The organism is Candidatus Accumulibacter meliphilus, assembly GCF_036625345.1.
Classification (GTDB): Bacteria; Pseudomonadota; Gammaproteobacteria; order Burkholderiales; family Rhodocyclaceae; genus Accumulibacter; species Accumulibacter meliphilus.
The window spans coordinates 37,470-55,708 of sequence record NZ_JAZKTZ010000012.1 but is presented as its reverse complement, the minus strand read 5'-3'; the positions used below and the strand labels follow the sequence as shown (position 1 = coordinate 55,708).

Sequence of the window (18,239 nt, the reverse complement as noted above, 5' to 3'; positions counted from 1 at the left end):
GCCTCGACATGGCAGGACCGTTACACGGTAACCATGCCGCTGTGCCTGAGCAGCGCGTCGACTTGCGGATCGCGACCGCGGAAGGCGCGGAAGTTTTCGATCGCCGGACGACTGCCGCCGACCGCCAGAATGGTGTTCAGGAAACGTTGGCCGGTGTTCTGGTCGAAGGGGTCGCCGGCCTCTTCGAAAGCGCCGTAGCAGTCGGCCGAAAGGACCTCGGCCCACTTGTAGCTGTAGTAGCCGGCGCCATAACCACCGGCGAAGATGTGCGCGAAACTGTTCGGGAAGCGATGCCATGCGGGTGGCACGAGAACCGCAACTTCACGACGCACCTTGCCGAGCAGATCGAGGACACTGCCCTCTTCAGCCGGGTCGAAGTCGCTGTGCAGCAGCAGGTCAAAGAGCGAAAACTCGATCTGGCGAAGCGTTTGCATACCGCTGTGAAAGTTCCTGGCGGCCAGCATCTTGTCGAACAGCGCACGCGGCAGCGGCTGGCCGGTGTCGACATGGCTGCTCATCTCCTGCACGACGCTCCACTCCCAGCAGTAGTTCTCCATGAACTGCGACGGCAGTTCGACGGCGTCCCACTCGACGCCGTGAATACCGGCGACCGCCAGCTCATCGACGCGCGTCAACAGGTGATGCAGGCCGTGCCCGGTCTCGTGGAAAAGGGTGATTACCTCGTCATGCGTGAACAGGGCCGGCCGTGCCAGGCCATTCTTGCTGCCGATCGGCCGCGAGAAGTTGCAGTTGAGATAGGCCACCGGCTTCTGGATGGCGTCGCTCGCCAGCGATCCCGGCGACCGTCGGCGGCGAGTGATTGCTTCGTCCATCCAGGCGCCGCCACGCTTCGTTGCGCGGGCGTAAAGATCGAGGTAGAACTGGCCAAGGAGTTCGCCGGCCGGTGTTTCGATACGGAAAAAGCGGACGTCCTGGTGCCAGAGCGGCGCGCTGTCAGGCTTCAGGCAGACGCCAAACAGCGTTTCGATGACTTTGAAGAGACCGCTGAGGACTTTCTCTTCGGTGAAATACTGCTTTACTTCCTGCTCCGAGAAGGCGTAGCGCTTCTGCAGGAGCTTTTCGGAAACGTAGCCAACATCCCAGGCTTCCATGTTTTCGAGTTGCAGCTCGCGACGCGCGAAGGCGCGCAGCTCGGCGATATCCTGTTCGGCAAAAGGCCGGGCCTTGACCGCCATGTCGCGCAGGAAGTCGAGGACCTGTGGCACCGACACGGCCATCTTCGCTACCAGCGAGACTTCGGCGAAGTTGGCGTAGCCCAGCATTTGCGCTTCTTCGCGGCGCAGGCGGAGGATGTGGCCGATCAGCGGCGTATTGTCGAGCTCGGCAGGCCCGAATTCCGAGGCGCGCGTGGCGTAGGCACGGTACATCTGCGCGCGCAGGCGGCGACTGTCGGCGTATTGCATTACCGGCAAGTAGGAGGGCATGTGCAGGGTGAACTTCCAGCCGCTCTGACCGTCTTTCTCGGCCGCCTCGCGCGCCGCCTGGCGAGTGTCTTCGGGCAGGCCGGCAAGTTCTGCCTCGTCGCTTACCAGCTCGGAAAAGGCGTTGGTGGCGTCGAGCAGGTTTTCCGAGAACTTGGCCGAGAGCTGCGAGAGTTCCTCGGAAATTGCCTGGAAGCGCGGCTTCTGATCGTCCTGCAGCTGCGCACCGGCGAGTCGGAAATCACGAATCTCGTTGTCGATGATGCGCTGCTGCGCCGGCGAAAGGCGTGCGTATTCAGCACTCTCGGCGATTGCCTGGTAGGCGGCGAAGAGCTTGAGGTTCTGGCCGAACTCGGCGTAGAAGCGCGAGACTTCGGGCAGCATGTGGTTATACGCCTCGCGCCATTCGGGGACGTCATTGACCGCGTGCAGATGGCCGACGATTCCCCAGGCGCGCGACAGCGGTTCGAGGCCGTCGGTCAGCGCGGCGGCAAAGTCGTTCCAGGTCGTCGCGGCACCTGGCGAAGTCAGCCGCACAATCAGCGCGCGGGAGTCATCGAGCAGCTGGCTGATCGCCGGCTGCACGTCGCTCGGCGCGATGGCGTCGAAGCGCGGCAGGCCGGACAGGTCAAGAAGAGGATTTTCGGACGGGGTGGTAGCAGTCATCAAGGGTTCCGTGGGTGCAGGGGAGGGTGCTCGCCGAGCGCCGGGCGCGTGTTCCGGCCAGGGCTAGCGTCTGGCTGTGACTGGCGGGCTGTCCGGATGGTCGCTGGCGGTTCGCTGTTCTACAAGGTCGCGATAGGCGTGCCAGGAGGCGTGCCCGATCAAGGGCATGAGAACGATCAAGCCAAAAAACAAGGTCCCGATGCCTAACACGGTCAGCGCTGCAACCAGTGCCGCCCAGAAGACCATCAAGCGTATGTTGGCATCGACGGCACTCAGGCTGGTGCGCATCGCGACGATGAAGTCCACCTGACGATCGAGCAGCAGCGGCACCGAGACGACGGTGATGGCGAAGACCAGTAAAGCCAGACTGCCACCACTCATCAACCAGATGATCATCAGATCGCGATTCTCCGGCAGCTTGGGCATCTCGGCCAGCAAGATCAGCAGGTCAGGCGGGATATGTGGTGCCAGGACCAGGAAGAGCAGCGTCGAAACGCGTTCCCAGCATAGTCCGATGATGGCCAGCAGCAGCCCGAGTTTGATCAGTTCGCCGGCGTTGCGGCGGCCGCCCGCCAGCGATTCCAGGAAAGTCGAAGACTGGCCGGCCTGGCGGCGGCGGCTGATCTCGTACAGTCCGCCGCAGAGCAGGGGCGCAATCAGCAGGAAGCCGGAAGTGGCGGCGATGAAGAGGTGGCCTTGCCGCCACGCAAAAATGGTGATCAGGTCGCCAATGATGGCGAACAGCAGGCCATACGAGACGCTGGCGATGGGATTGGCGCGCATGTCGCGCCAGGCCGCGGCCAACCATACCAGGGGCTGGCCGACGGCGACGCTGCGAACTTTCAACGGCGCTCGGCGTCGCTCGGATGACGTGGCTTCTAGACCCATGCGGTCTCCTTGCTGAAGGGGCGTCGGCCGATTGTCATGCGCCGAGCCTGCGCGGCGGTCACTGGACAGGCTTCTCTCCGGTGAGGCGCTGCAAGGCCTCGGCGTACTTGGCACGCGTTCCGGCGATTATCGCCAGTGGCAAGCGTGGGCCGGGTGCCTGCTTGTTCCAGGGCAGTGTTTCCAGATAGTCGCGGATGTACTGCTTGTCGAAGGACGGCGGATTGCTGCCCGCGCGGTAGTCATCGGCTGGCCAGAAGCGCGACGAGTCCGGAGTCAGGACTTCGTCGATCAGGTGTAGCGTGCCGGCAGCATCGAGGCCGAACTCGAATTTGGTGTCGGCAATGATGATGCCGCGCGTAGCGGCATGCTCGGCGGCGGCGCTGTAAAGAGCGATCGCCACGGCGCGTGCCTGCGTGGCAATCTCGGCGCCGCTTTTGCCGGCGACGGCAAGGAGGTCGGCGAGCGCACTCGCACAGTCGGCTTGCGCGCGCTCGAACGACACGTTCTCGTCATGATCGCCGATGGCGGCTTTCGTCGCCGGCGTGAAGATCGGCTCCGGCAAGGGGCTCGCGAGGCATAGTCCCGGCGGCAGCGGGATACCGCAGACGGCCCCGGTGGCCTGGTAATCCTTCCACCCCGAACCGATCAGATAACCACGCACGACGGCCTCTATCGGTAGTGGCCGCAAGCGCTTGACGACCAGCGAGCGGCCACGGACCTGGGCCCGCTCGTCATCCGCGACCACGCTTTCCGGGTCGATCCCGGTCATCTGGTTGGGGACGATCGCCGCAAGTTTTTCAAACCAGAAGCAGGCCAACTGGGTGAGCAGTTGGCCCTTGCCGGGAATCGGGTCGGGCAGAATGACGTCGAAGGCCGAGAGGCGATCGCTGGTGACGATCAGCAGCTTGTCGTCGCCGACGGCGTAAATGTCGCGCACCTTGCCGCGGCCTAGCAGGGGCAGGCTCTTGATCGTCGATTCAAAGATGGCATCGGTCACGTTGCTGATCCGGTTAGGAAATGGGTCGTCGCCAGTGCGAAAGTCGAGCGTTGGGATTATAGGACACATCCTGGCTGCCAAGAGCGCCGCGTCGGTCCGCGGCGTTTTGCCAACCGGAACGGCCCGGCGGCGATCTCCGTGACGGGTTCTGCGGCACGCCTTCCGGTCAGGCCGCGGGAGCCTTCTTTTCGCCGACGCGAACAATCTTCATCGTATTGGTGCCGCCGCTATTGCCCATCGGTTCTCCGGCTGTGATGACGATGAAGTCTCCCTTTGCGACCACCCCCTCCTTGATCAACTGTTGCTCCGCCGCGTCGAGCAGTTCATCGCGGGAGCTTGGCTGATGACTCATGTGTACCGGGGAAACGGCCCGATAGAGACTCATCTTGGTTACCGCCTCAGCCCGCGGCGTCAGCGCGTAGATCGGCACACCACAGTTCAGGCGGCTCATCCAGAGAGCCGTCGAACCGGAATCGGTGAGCGCGGCGATGGCCTTGACTTTGAGGTGGTGAGCCGCCCAGATGGCGGCCAGCGAAATCGTCTGGTCGATGCGCGTGAAAACGCGATTGAGGAACTCACGTTCGAGAGTCACTTCGGAGGATTTTTCGGCCTCCAGGCAGATTCGCGCCATCGCTTCAACAGTCTCCACCGGATACCTGCCGGCAGCGGTTTCAGCCGAGAGCATCACCGCGTCGGTGCCGTCGAGAACCGCGTTGGCGACGTCAGAGACTTCGGCACGGGTCGGGTTCGGCGAGACGATCATCGACTCCATCATCTGCGTAGCGGTAATCACCAGCTTGTTGTTCTCGCGTGCCATGTGGATCATGCGCTTCTGCAGCGCAGGTACGGCGGCGTCGCCGACTTCGACAGCGAGGTCGCCGCGGGCGACCATGATTCCGTCCGAAGCGGCGATGATCTCGGCCAGCGCGGCCACCGCTTCGAGGCGTTCGATCTTGGCAATGGTCTGCGCATGTCCGTTCGCGGCATGGATCAGTTGCTTGGCCATGTACATGTCGGCCGCACTCTTGGGGAAGGAGATGGCGACATAGTCAACGTCGATGGCGGCCGCGCTGCGGATATCTTCCATATCCTTGGCGGTCAGCGCGGGCGCCGAAAGGCCACCTCCCTGCTGGTTGATACCCTTGTTGTCGGACAAGTCGCCACCGTGGCGAACGACCGTAAAAATCTCGGAGCCGAGCACGCGCTGCACGTCAAGAACGATGCGACCGTCATCAAGCAGGAGGACGCTGCCCGGAGAGACGTCGCGCGTCAGGTCCTTGTAGTCGAGACCTACGCGTTCGATATTGCCCAACTCGCACTTGGCGTCGAGGATGAAGGGCGCGCCTTGCTCCAGCCGGATCTTGCCGTCGGCGAACTTCCCGACACGGATCTTCGGACCCTGCAGATCGGCGAGGATGCCTACCGGGCGTCCGACGCGGGCGGCTACCTCGCGAACCAGTTGCGCACGTGCAACGTGATCCTCCGGCTTGCCGTGGGAAAAATTGAGGCGCACGACGTCGACGCCGGCACGGATCATGCGTTCGAGTACATCGGGATCCGACGAGGCCGGACCGAGGGTGGCGACGATCTTGGTATCGCGGGACATGAGTTTCCTATTATTCGTGTGCAGACAGTGGTTTTGTCTGGGGCCTGTTTCCGGGCGCTGATTAGGGGGCACGAGCAGGGTTTCCTGCCGCTGCCTGGGACAGCGATGGGCACCATCAGGTTCAACGAGGATTTCCGATCTTGTCGGCGATCGACGGCGACGGCTGCAGGGTTGCACCGAGCAGATCCATCAGGCGCCGAAGTGGCGCAAAAAACCTGCACCGAAAAAGCACAGGAAAGCGTCGATCGAGGAAGCGCAGCAAGAGAAGGGAAGAATACGAGAGGGGCGCCCGAAGGCGCCCCTGAACGGCGGTTTAGCGCGCCATGACCTTGATCATTTCCAGCACCTTGCAGGAATAACCCCACTCGTTGTCGTACCACGCGACGACCTTGACGAAGGTACCGTCAAGCGCCATGCCGGCGTCCGCGTCAAAGACCGAGGTGCAGGTCTCGCCGCGGAAATCGGTGGCCACCACTTTGTCGGCGGTGTAACCGAGAACGCCCTTCATCGGGCCTTCCGAGGCCGCCTTCATCGCTGCGCAGATCTGCTCGTAGGTGGCGTCCTTGTTCAGCTCGACAGTCAGGTCAACGACCGAGACGTCCGACGTCGGCACGCGGAAGGCCATGCCGGTGAGTTTCTTGTTGAGCTCGGGAATGACTTTGCCGACGGCTTTGGCAGCACCGGTCGAGGACGGAATGATGTTCTCGAGGATGCCACGACCGCCACGCCAGTCCTTGTTGGACGGACCATCAACGGTTTTCTGGGTCGCGGTTGCCGCATGAACCGTGGTCATCAGGCCACGCTTGATGCCCCAGTTGTCATTCAACACCTTGGCCACCGGGGCCAGGCAGTTGGTGGTGCAGGAAGCGTTCGAAATGATCGTCTGGCCGGCATAGCTGCTGTCATTAACGCCGAACACGAACATCGGCGTTTCGTCCTTGCTCGGTGCGCTCTGGATGACTTTCTTGGCGCCGGCGGCGATGTGCTTCTGGCACGACTCGGTGGTCAGGAAAAGACCGGTTGCATCAACCACGATGTCCGCACCAACTTCGTCCCACTTCAGCTCGGCCGGATCCTTGACGGCCGTCAGGCGGACTTTCTTGCCATTGACGATCAGCGAATTGCCATCCACCGCAACCGTGCCCTGGAAACGACGATGCACGGAATCATACTTGAGCATGTACGCCAGGTAATCGGGTTCGAGCAGGTCGTTGATACCGACGATTTCGATGTCGTTCGAAAAATCTTGCACAGCAGCGCGAAACACCATCCGTCCGATACGGCCAAAGCCATTGATCCCTACTTTGATTGTCATGAAACGGTCTCCTTGAGAAATTACAACACTGACTTCACGGTCGTGACCACATTGGTCACCGTGAAACCGAAAAAGTCGAACACCTGGCCTGCAGGTGCCGACTCTCCAAAACGATCGATGCCGATAACGGCGCCATCAAGTCCGACGTACTTGCGCCAGAAATTGCTCACGCCCGCTTCGATGGCCACGCGCGGTAGCGCACGTGGCAAGACTGCTTCCTGGTACGCCCGGTCCTGGCGGTCGAAGACCTCGGCGCAAGGCATCGAGACGACACGCACGGCGACGCCGTCGTCGGCGAGCGCCTGGCGTGCGTCGAGTGCCAGCTTGATCTCCGAGCCGGTGGCGATCAGCAAGGCCTGTGGGTTCGCGCAGTCTGCCAGAACATAGGCGCCACGGCGAATCATGTCGGGCGCGATGCCGGCGCTGACCGTCGGCAGATTCTGCCGCGAGAGCGCCAGAATTGTCGGGCCGTCAGCACGTTCCAGAGCGGCGATCCAGGCGACCATCGTTTCGCTGGCGTCGGCCGGGCGCCAGACGTCAAGGTTGGGGATCAGGCGTAAACTGGCGACGTGCTCGACCGGCTGGTGGGTCGGGCCATCTTCGCCGAGGCCGATCGAATCGTGCGTGTAGACCATGATCTGGCGCAGCTTCATCAGCGCCGCCATGCGGATCGCGTTGCGCGCGTAGTCCGAGAAGACCAGGAAAGTCGCGGTGTACGGGATCAGGCCGCCGTGCAGGGCGAGGCCGTTGGCGATTGCGGTCATGCCGAATTCACGCACCCCGTAATAGAGGTAGTTGCCGCCCTGGGTCCGGCTGATGCCCTGCGAGCCTTTCCACAGGGTCAGGTTCGAGCCGGCAAGGTCGGCCGAACCGCCAAGCAGTTCGGGTAGCTGCGGCGCCAAGGCACTGATCGCGTTCTGCGAAGCCTTGCGGGTGGCGATGTTTTCGGCTTTGGCCGCGACTTCGGCCAGCGCTTGTGCGGAGCACATGTTCCAGTCGGCCGGTAGCTCGCCGCGCATGCGGCGCAAAAACTCGGCGGCCAATTCCGGGAAAGCGGCCTGATAGGCCGCAAAGCTCGCCTGCCAGTCGCTTTCCAGGACCTGGCCGCGGACGCGGCCGTCCCAGCTCTCATAGACGGCTGCCGGGACTTCGAAGGGCGGGTGTTGCCAGCCGAGATGCGCGCGCGTGGCGGCGACTTCGGCGCTGCCGAGTGGCGCGCCGTGAACGTCGTGGCTACCCACCTTGTTTGGCGAACCTTCGCCGATGCGCGTCTTGCAGCATATCAGCGTCGGGCGCTCGCGCTCGGCGCGTGCCGCAAGCAGGGCCTGGTCGACGGCGTCGCTGTCGTGTCCGTCGACGGCGGCGATCACCTGCCAGCCGTAAGCGGCGAAGCGTTGCGGGGTATCGTCGGTAAACCAGCCTTCGACATGGCCGTCGATGGAGATGCCATTGTCGTCGTAGAGGGCGATCAGCTTGCCCAGTCCGAGGGTGCCTGCCAGCGAGCAGGCTTCGTGCGAAACCCCTTCCATCAGGCAACCGTCACCAAGGAATACGTAGGTCGAGTGGTCGACAATGTCGTGGCCGGGGCGATTGAAATCGGCGGCCAGAACCTTCTCCGCAATGGCCATGCCGACGGCGTTGGCCAGACCCTGGCCGAGCGGCCCGGTCGTTGTTTCCACTCCGGGGGTATGACCCACTTCCGGGTGTCCGGGCGTCTTCGAGCGAAACTGACGGAAGTTCTTCAGGTCGTCAAGCGAGACGTCGTAGCCGGTGAGATGCAACAACACGTAGAGCAGCATCGAGCCATGACCGTTCGAAAGAACGAAACGGTCGCGGTCTGACCAGTGTGGATTGCCCGGGTTGTGTCGCAGGTGGCGACGCCAGAGCACTTCGGCGATTTCGGCCATTCCCATGGGCATGCCAGGGTGGCCGGAGTTGGCCTGCTGCACCGCATCCATGGCAAGGGCACGGATGACGTTGGTCAGGTCGCTGGATGCAAGAGGCACGATAATTAACCGATCAGGAGTGGGGCGATAGCTAGCATGGGCAAATTATCCGCCAAAACAGCGGGCATTGCCACCTCCCCTTGTGACGCAGCGCGCGGAGGGGCCTGCTTGTCACTACAGATAGGCATTGCTCATACGCTGCCCTCTTTTGAATAGTAAAAGCTAACTATAAACAGAAAAAAGTTTAACTTTTAATTATCTATTGGGCCGCCTACACTGGCCAGGATTGAACGACGCCAGGTGACCCGAATGCACAACCCGCCGGCCGAACGCCGCATGAGCAGCAGCCTCCTTTTCCGCGCGGAGCGGCGGCAAACGGTCAAGCTGCAGGCGCTCATTTTCCACGTTGACGGGACGCTCGCCGAGATCAAACGCGACGCTCAGCGCCTGGCCTTCAACCGCGCCTTTGCGCAGTTTGGCCCGGACTGGGAGTGGTCGGTCGTCACCTGCGGCAAGTTGCCCTTCACCATTACTCGACACGGAGACAAGCATGGACCAATCGAATCGTTACGCCGACCTCAGCCTCAGGGAAGACGAGCTGATCAGTGGCGGCAAGCATATCCTGGTGGCTTACAAGATGAAGCCCAAGGCCGGTTACGACTATCTGCAGGCGGCTGCACATTTCGCCGCCGAGTCGTCCACCGGCACCAACGTCGAGGTGTGTACCACCGACGATTTCACCCGCGGCGTCGATGCGCTGGTCTATCTGATCGACGAAGCCAGCGAAGAGATGCGCATTGCCTATCCGCTCGACCTTTTCGATCGCAACGTCACCGATGGACGGATGATGATCGTTTCCTTCCTGACCCTGGTGATCGGCAACAATCAGGGCATGGGCGACATCGAGCACGCCAAGATCTACGACTTCTACGTGCCCGAGCGCGCGCTGCAGTTGTTCGACGGTCCGGCCAGGGACATTTCCGACATGTGGCGGATTCTCGGTCGCCCACTCAAGGACGGTGGCTACATTGCCGGGACGATCATCAAGCCCAAACTCGGGCTGCGCCCCGAACCCTTCGCCAAGGCCGCCTACCAGTTCTGGCTCGGCGGCGACTTCATCAAGAACGACGAGCCGCAGGGCAACCAGGTGTTTGCGCCGATGAAGAAAGTCATGCCGCTGGTGGTTGACGCGATGAAGCGGGCGCAGGACGAGACCGGCCAGGCGAAGCTCTTCTCGGCGAACATCACCGCCGACGATCACTACGAAATGTGCGCCCGTGCCGACTACATCCTCGAAACTTTCGGGCCCGACGCCGACAAGGTCGCGTTCCTGGTTGATGGCTACGTGGGCGGTCCGGGCATGGTTACCACCGCGCGCCGCCAATACCCCAACCAGTACCTGCACTACCACCGCGCCGGTCATGGCGCGGTCACTTCGCCAAGCTCGAAGCGCGGCTACGATGCCTACGTGCTGGCCAAGATGGCACGCCTGCAGGGTGCCTCGGGAATTCATGTCGGCACCATGGGCTACGGCAAGATGGAAGGCACGGCCGACGACCGGGCGATCGCCTACATCATCGAACGCGACGAATATCAGGGCCCGGCCTACTTTCAGAAGTGGTACGGCATGAAGCCGACGACGCCAATCATCTCCGGCGGCATGAACGCCCTGCGCCTGCCCGGCTTCTTCGCCAACCTCGGCCACGGCAACGTCATCAACACCTCGGGCGGCGGTTCCTACGGCCACATCGACAGCCCCGCCGCCGGCGCGATTTCACTGCGCCAGGCCTACGAGTGCTGGCAAGCTGGCGCCGACCCGATCGAATGGGCTCGCGAGCATCAGGAATTTGCGCGTGCTTTCGAATCCTTCCCGGGCGATGCCGATACCCTCTATCCTGGCTGGCGCGACAAGCTCGGCGCCCATCGCTAACAGGCGCGGCGGGCGGGGCAGGGGCTAAGGCGGGAGTATGCGCAGACCCTCAGACCCCATGACCCGCCCGTCGTGTCGCTTTCTTCAGAACAGCGATCGCCAAAGGAACAGGACCAGGCCATGACCGACAAGGAGCAGTTCAAGGTTCGCGAAGAGCCTTTCTACCAACCGCAGGGCAATGAAGTCGCGCTCTACGAAGCGGCTTATGCGGCGCGTCTGCCGGTGATGGTCAAGGGGCCGACCGGCTGCGGAAAATCGCGCTTCATCGAATACATGGCCTGGAAGCTCGAGCGGCCGTTGATCACCGTCGCCTGTAACGAAGACATGACCGCGTCCGACCTGGTCGGGCGCTACCTGCTCGAAGCCAACGGCACGCGCTGGCTCGACGGACCGCTGACCACCGCGGCACGCATCGGTGCCATCTGCTATCTGGACGAAGTCGTCGAAGCGCGTCAGGACACCACCGTCGTCATCCATCCGCTGACCGACCACCGGCGCACCCTGCCGCTCGACAAGAAGGGCGAGTTGCTGCGCGCGCATGCCGATTTTCAGCTGGTGATCTCCTACAACCCCGGCTACCAGAGCCTGATGAAGGACCTCAAGCAGTCGACCAAGCAGCGCTTCACCGCTTTCGAGTTCGACTACCCCGATGCGGGTCTGGAGATCGCCATCCTGGCCAGCGAAAGCGGCATCGACGCAGCGACTGCTGCGCAGTTGGTGAGTATCGGCGCCGCGGCAAGGCGCCTCAAGGGGCACGGCCTCGACGAAGGGATTTCGACGCGCCTGCTGGTCTATGCGGCAACCCTGATCAAGGGCGGTGTCGCTCCCGTCGATGCCTGTCGCATGGCTCTGGTGCGTCCGATCACCGACGATCGCGACATTCGCGATACGCTGGACCACGCGATCGACGCCACTTTCGCCTGAGCGCGGTTGCCGAGTACAGGTTCAGGCAATGACCCCTTCTGACGATAGCGCCGCCCCTTCGTGGGACGAGCGCCTGCGCGGCTACCGCGAGCAGCTCGCCTGCGGCTTCCCGCAGGTCGGCGAAGTCTTTGAGGACTGCATGCGTGAAGCGCTGGCGGTGCTCTCGGCCGACGGGGTCGCCGGCTATCTCGATACGGCGCGCTTCCTCGGCGGCATGGGCCGTGGCGTCGAGCCGGTACTGGCTTTCCTTGAAGAGTGGCCGCCGATCGCCGTTCTGGTCGGCGAAGCGGCTTTGCCGGCGGTCACCGCCAGCATGCATGCGCTCTGGAAATCACCGAATGCCAAGGCGATCACTCCCTTCCTGCAGACCCTGGCCGCCGTCGCCCGGCGTCTGCCTTCGCGCCAGCAGTTGCAGCGCTACCTGGACCTGACGCAGGAGTTCACCGAGCGCACCACCGGTTCGATCCACGGTATCCATCAGACTTTCGCCAGCCCCGGCCTGCCCGATTTCCTTGCGCAGGCACCGACCCTGCTCAAGCAGCTATCGATCTCCGGGCTGCGCAACTGGGTCGATTACGGCATCCGCAACTACCCCAATCATCCCGAGCGGCAACGCGACTACTTCAGCCTCAAGTCGGCGGACAGCCGCGCCGTGCTGCAGCGCGAGCGCCACGGCACCCTGCTGGTCGACAAGGGGCGCCTGCTCGACCTCTACCTGCGCGGGCTGTGGGGCGACAGCACGCGACTCGTACCGTATCCGACCGATCCCGACCAGCAGCAGCGACCGCTGCCGTATTACGACGCCTCCGGCATCCGCCTGCCCGATGTCCTTGACGACGCGCAGGGCGTTTCCGGCATCGACCGCTACCGCGCCACCCTGGCGCACATTGCCGGCCATCGCCGCTGGAGTACGCCGATGTTCGCCGACAACTGCAGCCCGATGCAGCGCCTGGCGATCGAGGTTTTCGAAGACAGCCGCATCGAGGTGCTGGTCATGCGTGCCTACCCGGGCATGCGCCGCATCTTCCTGGCCCTGCACCCGACGCCGCGCGCCGGCGCCTGCGATCCCCAAACCACCTCCTGCCTGCGTCATCGCCTGAGCATGGTCTCACGCGCGCTGCTCGATGCCGAACATGGCTACCAGGACGCCGAGCTGCTCAAGTTCGTGCGTCACTTCCACGAGACGATGGCGCAGGGCGAGTCCAGCAGCGAAGCAATCGCCGAACTGGCTCTGGCCTACATCGCCCGCACCCGCCGCCAGAGCGACCAGCTGGCCAATATCCATTTCGCCGATACCGAGGTCGGCTATCGCGACGACAACCGCCACCTGTGGCGCTTCCACGAACTCAGCGACGACGAGGAAACGTTCGACGAGCAGCGCCCGACGCCCGTCGCTGCCGACGTCGATCGCCTGCCGCCGCGTCACTATCCCGAGTGGGACTACCAGAGCCAGAGCTACCGGCCGGACTGGGTCAGCCTCTACGAATCGCTGCATCCGGCGGGTGACGCCGGGGATATCGACCGCCTGCTCGAAAAGCACGCCGCCCTGGCCCGGCGTCTGAAGCGTCTGCTGGATATCCTCAAGCCGCAGGACAAGGTCCGCATTCGCTACCAGGAAGAGGGAAGCGAACTCGACCTCGATGTCGCCCTGCGCTCGCTGATCGACTTCAAGGGCGGCGCCAGCCCCGATCCGCGCATCAACATGAGCCACCGCACCGACGGGCGCAACCTGGCGGTGCTGGTCCTGCTCGACCTCTCGCAGTCGCTGGCGGACAAGGTCAAGGTCGGCGCCAGCGGCGGCGAGCAGAGCATTCTCGAACTGAGCCAGGAAGCGGTGTCCCTGCTCGCCTGGTCGATCGAGCAACTCGGCGACCCTTTTGCCATCGCCGGCTTCCACTCCGACAGCCGCCACGACGTCCGCTACCTGCACCTGAAAGGCTACAGCGAGCGCTGGGGCGACGTCGTCAAGGCCCGTCTGGCCGCGATGCAGGCCGGCTACTCGACACGCATGGGCGCCGCCATGCGCCACGCCGCGCACTACCTGGCGGCGCAGAAAGCCGACAAGAAACTGCTGCTGCTGCTCACCGACGGCCAGCCCGCCGACATCGACGTCCATGACGAGCGCCTGTTGATCGAGGATGCCCGCAAGTCGGTCGAGGACCTCGACCAGCAAGGCATTTTCACCTACTGCATCAACCTCGACCGCAAGGCCGATGAATACGTCGGCGACATCTTCGGCCGCCGGTATACGGTGATCGACAACATCGAGCGTCTGCCGGAGCGTTTGCCGGAGCTGTTCATGGCGCTGACCCGGTAAGCAGGGAAGAGCAGCGGCGATGCGCGTGCGCGCAGCTGGCAGTGCGAAATATTGCAACCAGTAACTTCGCAATAAGCCCGGGCATTCGTGGATGCGCTTGGGCTGGCGTCGGAACGATCCGGTCACCCGCGGAGCACACGTCTGAAGTGCCGGTCGAGAGGATAGACCCAGATGGTTTTGATGGACAGCAAGGCTTGGTGGCGGACATCGCGCTTGCCGCGACCGGTGGTTTTTCCGAGGCAGAGCCAGTTGGCCGCTTGGTAAGGCGTGCCGCGAAAGGGTGACTGCGCGACGAAAGTTTCGAGCAAGAGCGGCTGGTAACTGTATTGGACTTGCCAGTCGGCAGCGATCTCCCGGGCGGCGCGAGCCAAAATGGATGAGGCCAGGTTCTTGCATTCGATCCACGGCAGGATTGGCCGCCATCAGCTCCCGCAGCTGGTCGATCCGCCCTTCTGAAAGAGCGCCCGCAATAGCGCCAGGGAGGTGCCTCAGGGGCACGTCAGGGAACGGCCGCCGTCGGCGAGGCCTCGAAGATCCACTGCCCAAGAGGCGGCGCAATTCGATGCCAGTCGAAGATGCGGACTTCCTGATATTGCCAGAATGACAGCCCCTTCTTGCGACATGTTTTCTTGCGGCTGGCGAAGGTGTCGCGGCAGCGGCGGCCCGACTGGCTACGGGTAGCCGCCGATCTTGCGCTTCTTCACGTGGTCGCGGATATTCGACTCACTGAGGTCGTTGTGTAGCGGCAGCTCGGGACGTTGAAGCATGCGCAACAAACTGCGCCTGGTTACGGCGCATTCGTTTCAATGCCTGATCGAGGCTGGCATAGCCGCTCCCGGTGGCACAAGGTTTCGCGAGGCGCGCTTCGTTCGCGGCTGCGGTGAGCGCATCAGGCGCTTCTTTGTGCGCCTACCGCTACCGGTCGGAGACGCAATACCGCTTCAACCGCCGCTTCGACCTCAAGGTCATCCTGCTACGCCTCATCCGTGTCGCCGCCGCGACAGGCAAGCGCCCCAAGGTCTGGCTCCGGTTGGCTGAAGCACAGCGCTGATCAGGAGTAGAATTGTTAATAGGCAATTCGTGCAACCCTTGATAGCTCACCGTTCTTGGCGAACTTGGCGGCCAGTGATAACGCGGCGTGAAATAATGACACTGGCAATAATTGTCGCTGAACGCACTTGAGTTTGTCCGTACACAAGGTAAAGCACGATCTATGCCATGTTTCATTGTTGATTTATCGAGGTTGGCTATCAGTTTTCGCGACCCCCCCCGCGCGTCCTCTTCGACTCCAGTCCTGGTGAGTACGGTTGACAGTGCTGACAGTGCCGAAGATACTCGCTCTCCCAAACCGTTGCCTGTTTTGCTTCCTTGGTCATTATATGCACTGCAACGGCCAGTACTTCACGGGCGATTATTACAATTAACCGATCGCTACTATTGAAAATGCGTAGGTTTGCATGCGGGCGGAGCCCGGGTGTTATCAATCCACGTTCCTGGAGGGCTTAACTCTCATGAATTATCGACCATCAATTGTCGCCGGCCTTGTCGCGGCCATTTTGGCGTCGCAACCGCTATTGCCCCAAGCCGCACAAATTGAGCTTGTTCGGCCAGGTTTTCCGAGCAATCAAGTATCTGGTGCTTCGCCTGCGCAGGGCGAGGTCGACGAGGGTTTGAAAGCCCTTCACGCCGACGACCTAAAAGCGGCTGAGGCAGCATTCACGCAAGCGGCCAGGATCGATCCCAAATATTCCCCGGCCTACATCGGCCTGGCCGAAATCGCGGGGCGGAAAAACGATGTTGCTCTGGTTGAATCCTGGTTGCAGAAGGCGATCGCCGCTGACCCAAGCAGCGCGTATGCGCAGCTCGTATTGGGCCACTTTCAGTTTCGGCGTGGTCAGTTTGTCAATGCCGAAGCCACCTTCAAAAAGGCGATTGCCCTGGATGGGCAATCCGCATATGCCCAGATCAGTTTGGCAGAGAACTATTTGCGCGGCCTAAAAAACCCCAGCCTGGCAGAAGAAGCTTTCCGTGCCGCAATCGCACTCGACGCGAGCAGTGTGCCAGCGCATCTGGGCCTCGCCGCCACTTTGGCGGTGCTGAATCGCTTCGACGCAGCCGTTGCAGAATACGAGCAGGCGGCAATGCTTGCGCCGACGGATCCAATACCGACGCACTCACTGGCGCGCTTTTACGCATCACAGGCCAAGATCGATCAAGCCTTGGCAGCGCTGAAAAGAAGCAACGCGATTGCCCCGGACTTTCTGCCAGCATACATCGACCGCGGCGATCTGTACCTGGCCAAGAACGATCTTGACGGAGCGGCAGCAGCCTATGGTGCGGGCGCTAAGGCCAGCAACAAGCCGGCGATTGCCTACTTCAAACTCGGCGTCGTGCTTGCAGGGCAGCAACGCTGGGCGGAAGCCGAGCAGGCCTATCTGGCCGCCGTGAAGAATGACCCTTTGATGTACGGTGCGTACAACAACCTTGCGTTCATGGCCGCAGCGCGCAAGGAACATTTGGACGAAGCGTTGGGGTGGGCCAAAAAGGCAATTGAACTCGCGCCAGAAGTGACGACCTTGCTTGACACCCTGGGCTGGGTTCATTATGCCCGCGGCGAACTCGAGCCTGCTGCCAAAACGCTGGAGAAAGCCGTGGCTGACAACCCGAAGAATGCCAGCTTTCGTTACCACCTCGGTGTTGTTTACTTCGAACAGGGGAAAAAGCGTGAAGCCGCCTTAATGCTGAAAAAAGCACTTGAGTTGGACAAGAACTTCAAGAACGCGCCGGACGCAAAAAAACTACTGCAGCAAATCTCGCCAAAATGATGATCAGGCAACGAAAAAGCGGCCCGAAGGCCGCTTTTTCGTTGTGCGACGATTTGCCCTTTGCGTTACGAGCGGCGGCGCCGAGTTGCACCCATACCGAGCAGGCCAACAGCCATCAGGACCAAAGATGCCGGTTCAGGAACGGTCTCACCAGTAGTGAAGCGATCGGCTTCTGTGGCTACGATGCCCCCGTCCACCAGGGCAAAGGTGTCAAAGCTCTTGTCGCCAGCAGCGAGGCGCGTGAAGGTTACGTCGTAGGTGAACGTACGCTCGATCGACCGGTCATAGGTGCCCACCGCATCGGCGCCGACGCAGGCGCCGGTATCGGCCGAGACACACACGGTCGAGACGCCAATTTCAGGCAGTCCGCCACCCAGGTCACCCACCGTCACATTGGTGTAGTTCGCAAAGCCGGCCGAAACGCCCGCCAGAATGGCGTCGGCGATATCGTCCGGGCTGGTGGAGCTCGGGTAGACAGTAGCGCCAAGGGTAGCCATCGAGGCATCGAAAGAAGCACCGAAGCTGACACCGAAGAGCTCAACGTTCGCAGAGGTCAGCGCCGCGCTGGTGCTCGCCTGGTTGTAGGTACCGTTCTTGAACGAAGCATCGCCGAAGGCCACAATAAACCGGTTGGAACCTGCACGCCATGCGGTGTCAGCCGCAGCCTTGCCGATGCCGTCGTAGCCCACTTCAGGGGAATCTCCGCCGCAACTGCCGTAGCATGCAAACAGCGTGTTGATCCCCGCCTGCGTGGCGGCGACGCTAGCGGAGAGCGGGGCCACAATCGAGCTGCCCGGGTCGTCATACTGACCCGCACCGCTGAAGGTATTGCCATACGTCGCCGCGATCGTGTTGAGAACGCTGGTGGCCGAGGCCTTTGCGCCGTTGATGGCGCCACCCATGCTGCCGGTGGTATCGAACACGAACATGATATCGACGAGTGCCGTGCTGGTCGACTCTTCAACCACAACCGTCTTGCGGACGGTAGCACTTTCCCCGATGCCGAGGCTGGCGCTGTAGCTGGTTGGGGAGATGGTGTCAGCAAAAGCAGCTCCGGACGCAAAAATTGCCAATGCTCCCAGCGCGGCCGAACAGTGCTTGGACAGGTTCGGCAAAACTGAATATGAACTCATAAGAACTCTCCTTCAAGAAGATCATTAGGGTTTAGGTTAAGTAGCGAGGACTACGGAAAGTGTAAAGCAATAGTCGTGCCAAACAGCGATAAACACATCAACTAGTTGTTTAGTAAGCTATTTAATAGTTACCAACCAGACCAGAAGAAAAGACGTGTAAGATTTTTCGACAGCCCTACCCCTGTGTGCGGCGCCCATTTCGGTGGAATTAGGCGGTTTGCAAGTCGGGCCTGAGGACTGGCCGTGAGAG

Annotated in this window: 12 protein-coding genes and 2 pseudogenes; 6 read left to right on the top strand and 8 right to left on the bottom strand. The window is 62.1% G+C overall.

Annotation, left to right across the window (positions count from 1 at the left end; all coding sequences use genetic code 11):
• Window positions 1-20 precede the first annotated feature (20 nt).
• The 6 genes from V5B40_RS20630 to tkt form a co-directional block, all read right to left on the bottom strand.
• Window positions 21-2,108, bottom strand: coding sequence for a M3 family metallopeptidase (locus V5B40_RS20630; RefSeq protein ID WP_332356266.1), 2,088 nt, complete (start codon window positions 2,106-2,108; stop codon window positions 21-23).
• A gap of 63 nt (window positions 2,109-2,171) precedes the next feature.
• Entirely contained in the window at window positions 2,172-2,996 is an 825-nt protein-coding gene (locus V5B40_RS20625) for a DUF2189 domain-containing protein (protein ID WP_332356265.1), read from the bottom strand.
• 58 nt (window positions 2,997-3,054) lie between these two features.
• Window positions 3,055-3,993: a phosphoribosylaminoimidazolesuccinocarboxamide synthase gene (locus V5B40_RS20620; protein ID WP_332356264.1), complete on the bottom strand. Its 939-nt coding sequence runs from the start codon at window positions 3,991-3,993 to the stop codon at window positions 3,055-3,057.
• Between the two features lie 166 nt (window positions 3,994-4,159).
• Complete coding sequence (pyk, locus tag V5B40_RS20615) at window positions 4,160-5,599, bottom strand: pyruvate kinase (protein ID WP_332356263.1); 1,440 nt, start codon at window positions 5,597-5,599, stop codon at window positions 4,160-4,162.
• Between the two features lie 313 nt (window positions 5,600-5,912).
• Window positions 5,913-6,914 (bottom strand): type I glyceraldehyde-3-phosphate dehydrogenase, encoded by a 1,002-nt coding sequence (gene gap, locus V5B40_RS20610; RefSeq protein ID WP_332356262.1) that lies wholly within the window; start codon window positions 6,912-6,914, stop codon window positions 5,913-5,915.
• A 20-nt stretch (window positions 6,915-6,934) separates the two neighbouring features.
• Window positions 6,935-8,920 carry a transketolase gene (gene tkt / locus V5B40_RS20605; RefSeq protein WP_332356261.1) on the bottom strand — a complete coding sequence of 662 codons (1,986 nt, stop codon included), beginning with the start codon at window positions 8,918-8,920 and terminating at the stop codon, window positions 6,935-6,937.
• A gap of 276 nt (window positions 8,921-9,196) precedes the next feature.
• Here tkt and V5B40_RS20600 point away from each other — a divergent pair.
• The 4 genes and pseudogenes from V5B40_RS20600 to V5B40_RS20585 all read left to right on the top strand — a co-directional run.
• Window positions 9,197-9,379, top strand: a pseudogene (locus V5B40_RS20600) (hypothetical protein); the annotation flags it as partial.
• Between the two features lie 31 nt (window positions 9,380-9,410).
• On the top strand, window positions 9,411-10,790 hold the full coding sequence (locus tag V5B40_RS20595) for a ribulose-bisphosphate carboxylase (RefSeq protein ID WP_332356260.1): 1,380 nt from the start codon (window positions 9,411-9,413) through the stop codon (window positions 10,788-10,790).
• 120 nt (window positions 10,791-10,910) lie between these two features.
• The gene (locus V5B40_RS20590; RefSeq protein ID WP_332356259.1) at window positions 10,911-11,714 is read left to right on the top strand and encodes a CbbQ/NirQ/NorQ/GpvN family protein; all 804 of its coding nucleotides are present in this window, start codon (window positions 10,911-10,913) and stop codon (window positions 11,712-11,714) included.
• Between the two features lie 28 nt (window positions 11,715-11,742).
• Window positions 11,743-14,031 (top strand): nitric oxide reductase activation protein NorD, encoded by a 2,289-nt coding sequence (locus V5B40_RS20585; protein ID WP_332356258.1) that lies wholly within the window; start codon window positions 11,743-11,745, stop codon window positions 14,029-14,031.
• Window positions 14,032-14,153: 122 nt separating this feature from the next.
• On the opposite strand, the gene V5B40_RS20580 is transcribed toward V5B40_RS20585, so the two are convergent.
• Window positions 14,154-14,432: a Druantia anti-phage system protein DruA gene (locus V5B40_RS20580; protein WP_332356390.1), complete on the bottom strand. Its 279-nt coding sequence runs from the start codon at window positions 14,430-14,432 to the stop codon at window positions 14,154-14,156.
• A 509-nt stretch (window positions 14,433-14,941) separates the two neighbouring features.
• Between V5B40_RS20580 and V5B40_RS20575 the strand changes: the two are divergent.
• A pseudogene (locus V5B40_RS20575) lies at window positions 14,942-15,082 on the top strand (IS1595 family transposase); the annotation flags it as partial.
• Between the two features lie 460 nt (window positions 15,083-15,542).
• Complete coding sequence (locus tag V5B40_RS20570; RefSeq protein WP_332356257.1) at window positions 15,543-16,856, top strand: tetratricopeptide repeat protein; 1,314 nt, start codon at window positions 15,543-15,545, stop codon at window positions 16,854-16,856.
• Window positions 16,857-16,921: 65 nt separating this feature from the next.
• On the opposite strand, the gene V5B40_RS20565 is transcribed toward V5B40_RS20570, so the two are convergent.
• Window positions 16,922-17,989 carry a PEP-CTERM sorting domain-containing protein gene (locus tag V5B40_RS20565; RefSeq protein WP_332356255.1) on the bottom strand — a complete coding sequence of 356 codons (1,068 nt, stop codon included), beginning with the start codon at window positions 17,987-17,989 and terminating at the stop codon, window positions 16,922-16,924.
• Window positions 17,990-18,239: the final 250 nt, after the last annotated feature.

What these genes read in the sequence shown, in the direction of transcription:
- V5B40_RS20630 (WP_332356266.1), bottom strand. Translation starts at nt 2,108, where the DNA reads ATGACTGCTACCACCCCGTCCGAAAATCCTCTTCTTGACCTGTCCGGC.
- V5B40_RS20625 (WP_332356265.1), bottom strand. Translation starts at nt 2,996, where the DNA reads ATGGGTCTAGAAGCCACGTCATCCGAGCGACGCCGAGCGCCGTTGAAA.
- pyk (WP_332356263.1), bottom strand. Translation starts at nt 5,599, where the DNA reads ATGTCCCGCGATACCAAGATCGTCGCCACCCTCGGTCCGGCCTCGTCG.
- gap (WP_332356262.1), bottom strand. Translation starts at nt 6,914, where the DNA reads ATGACAATCAAAGTAGGGATCAATGGCTTTGGCCGTATCGGACGGATG.
- V5B40_RS20595 (WP_332356260.1), top strand. Translation starts at nt 9,411, where the DNA reads ATGGACCAATCGAATCGTTACGCCGACCTCAGCCTCAGGGAAGACGAG.
- V5B40_RS20590 (WP_332356259.1), top strand. Translation starts at nt 10,911, where the DNA reads ATGACCGACAAGGAGCAGTTCAAGGTTCGCGAAGAGCCTTTCTACCAA.
- V5B40_RS20585 (WP_332356258.1), top strand. Translation starts at nt 11,743, where the DNA reads ATGACCCCTTCTGACGATAGCGCCGCCCCTTCGTGGGACGAGCGCCTG.
- V5B40_RS20570 (WP_332356257.1), top strand. Translation starts at nt 15,543, where the DNA reads ATGAATTATCGACCATCAATTGTCGCCGGCCTTGTCGCGGCCATTTTG.
- V5B40_RS20565 (WP_332356255.1), bottom strand. Translation starts at nt 17,989, where the DNA reads ATGAGTTCATATTCAGTTTTGCCGAACCTGTCCAAGCACTGTTCGGCC.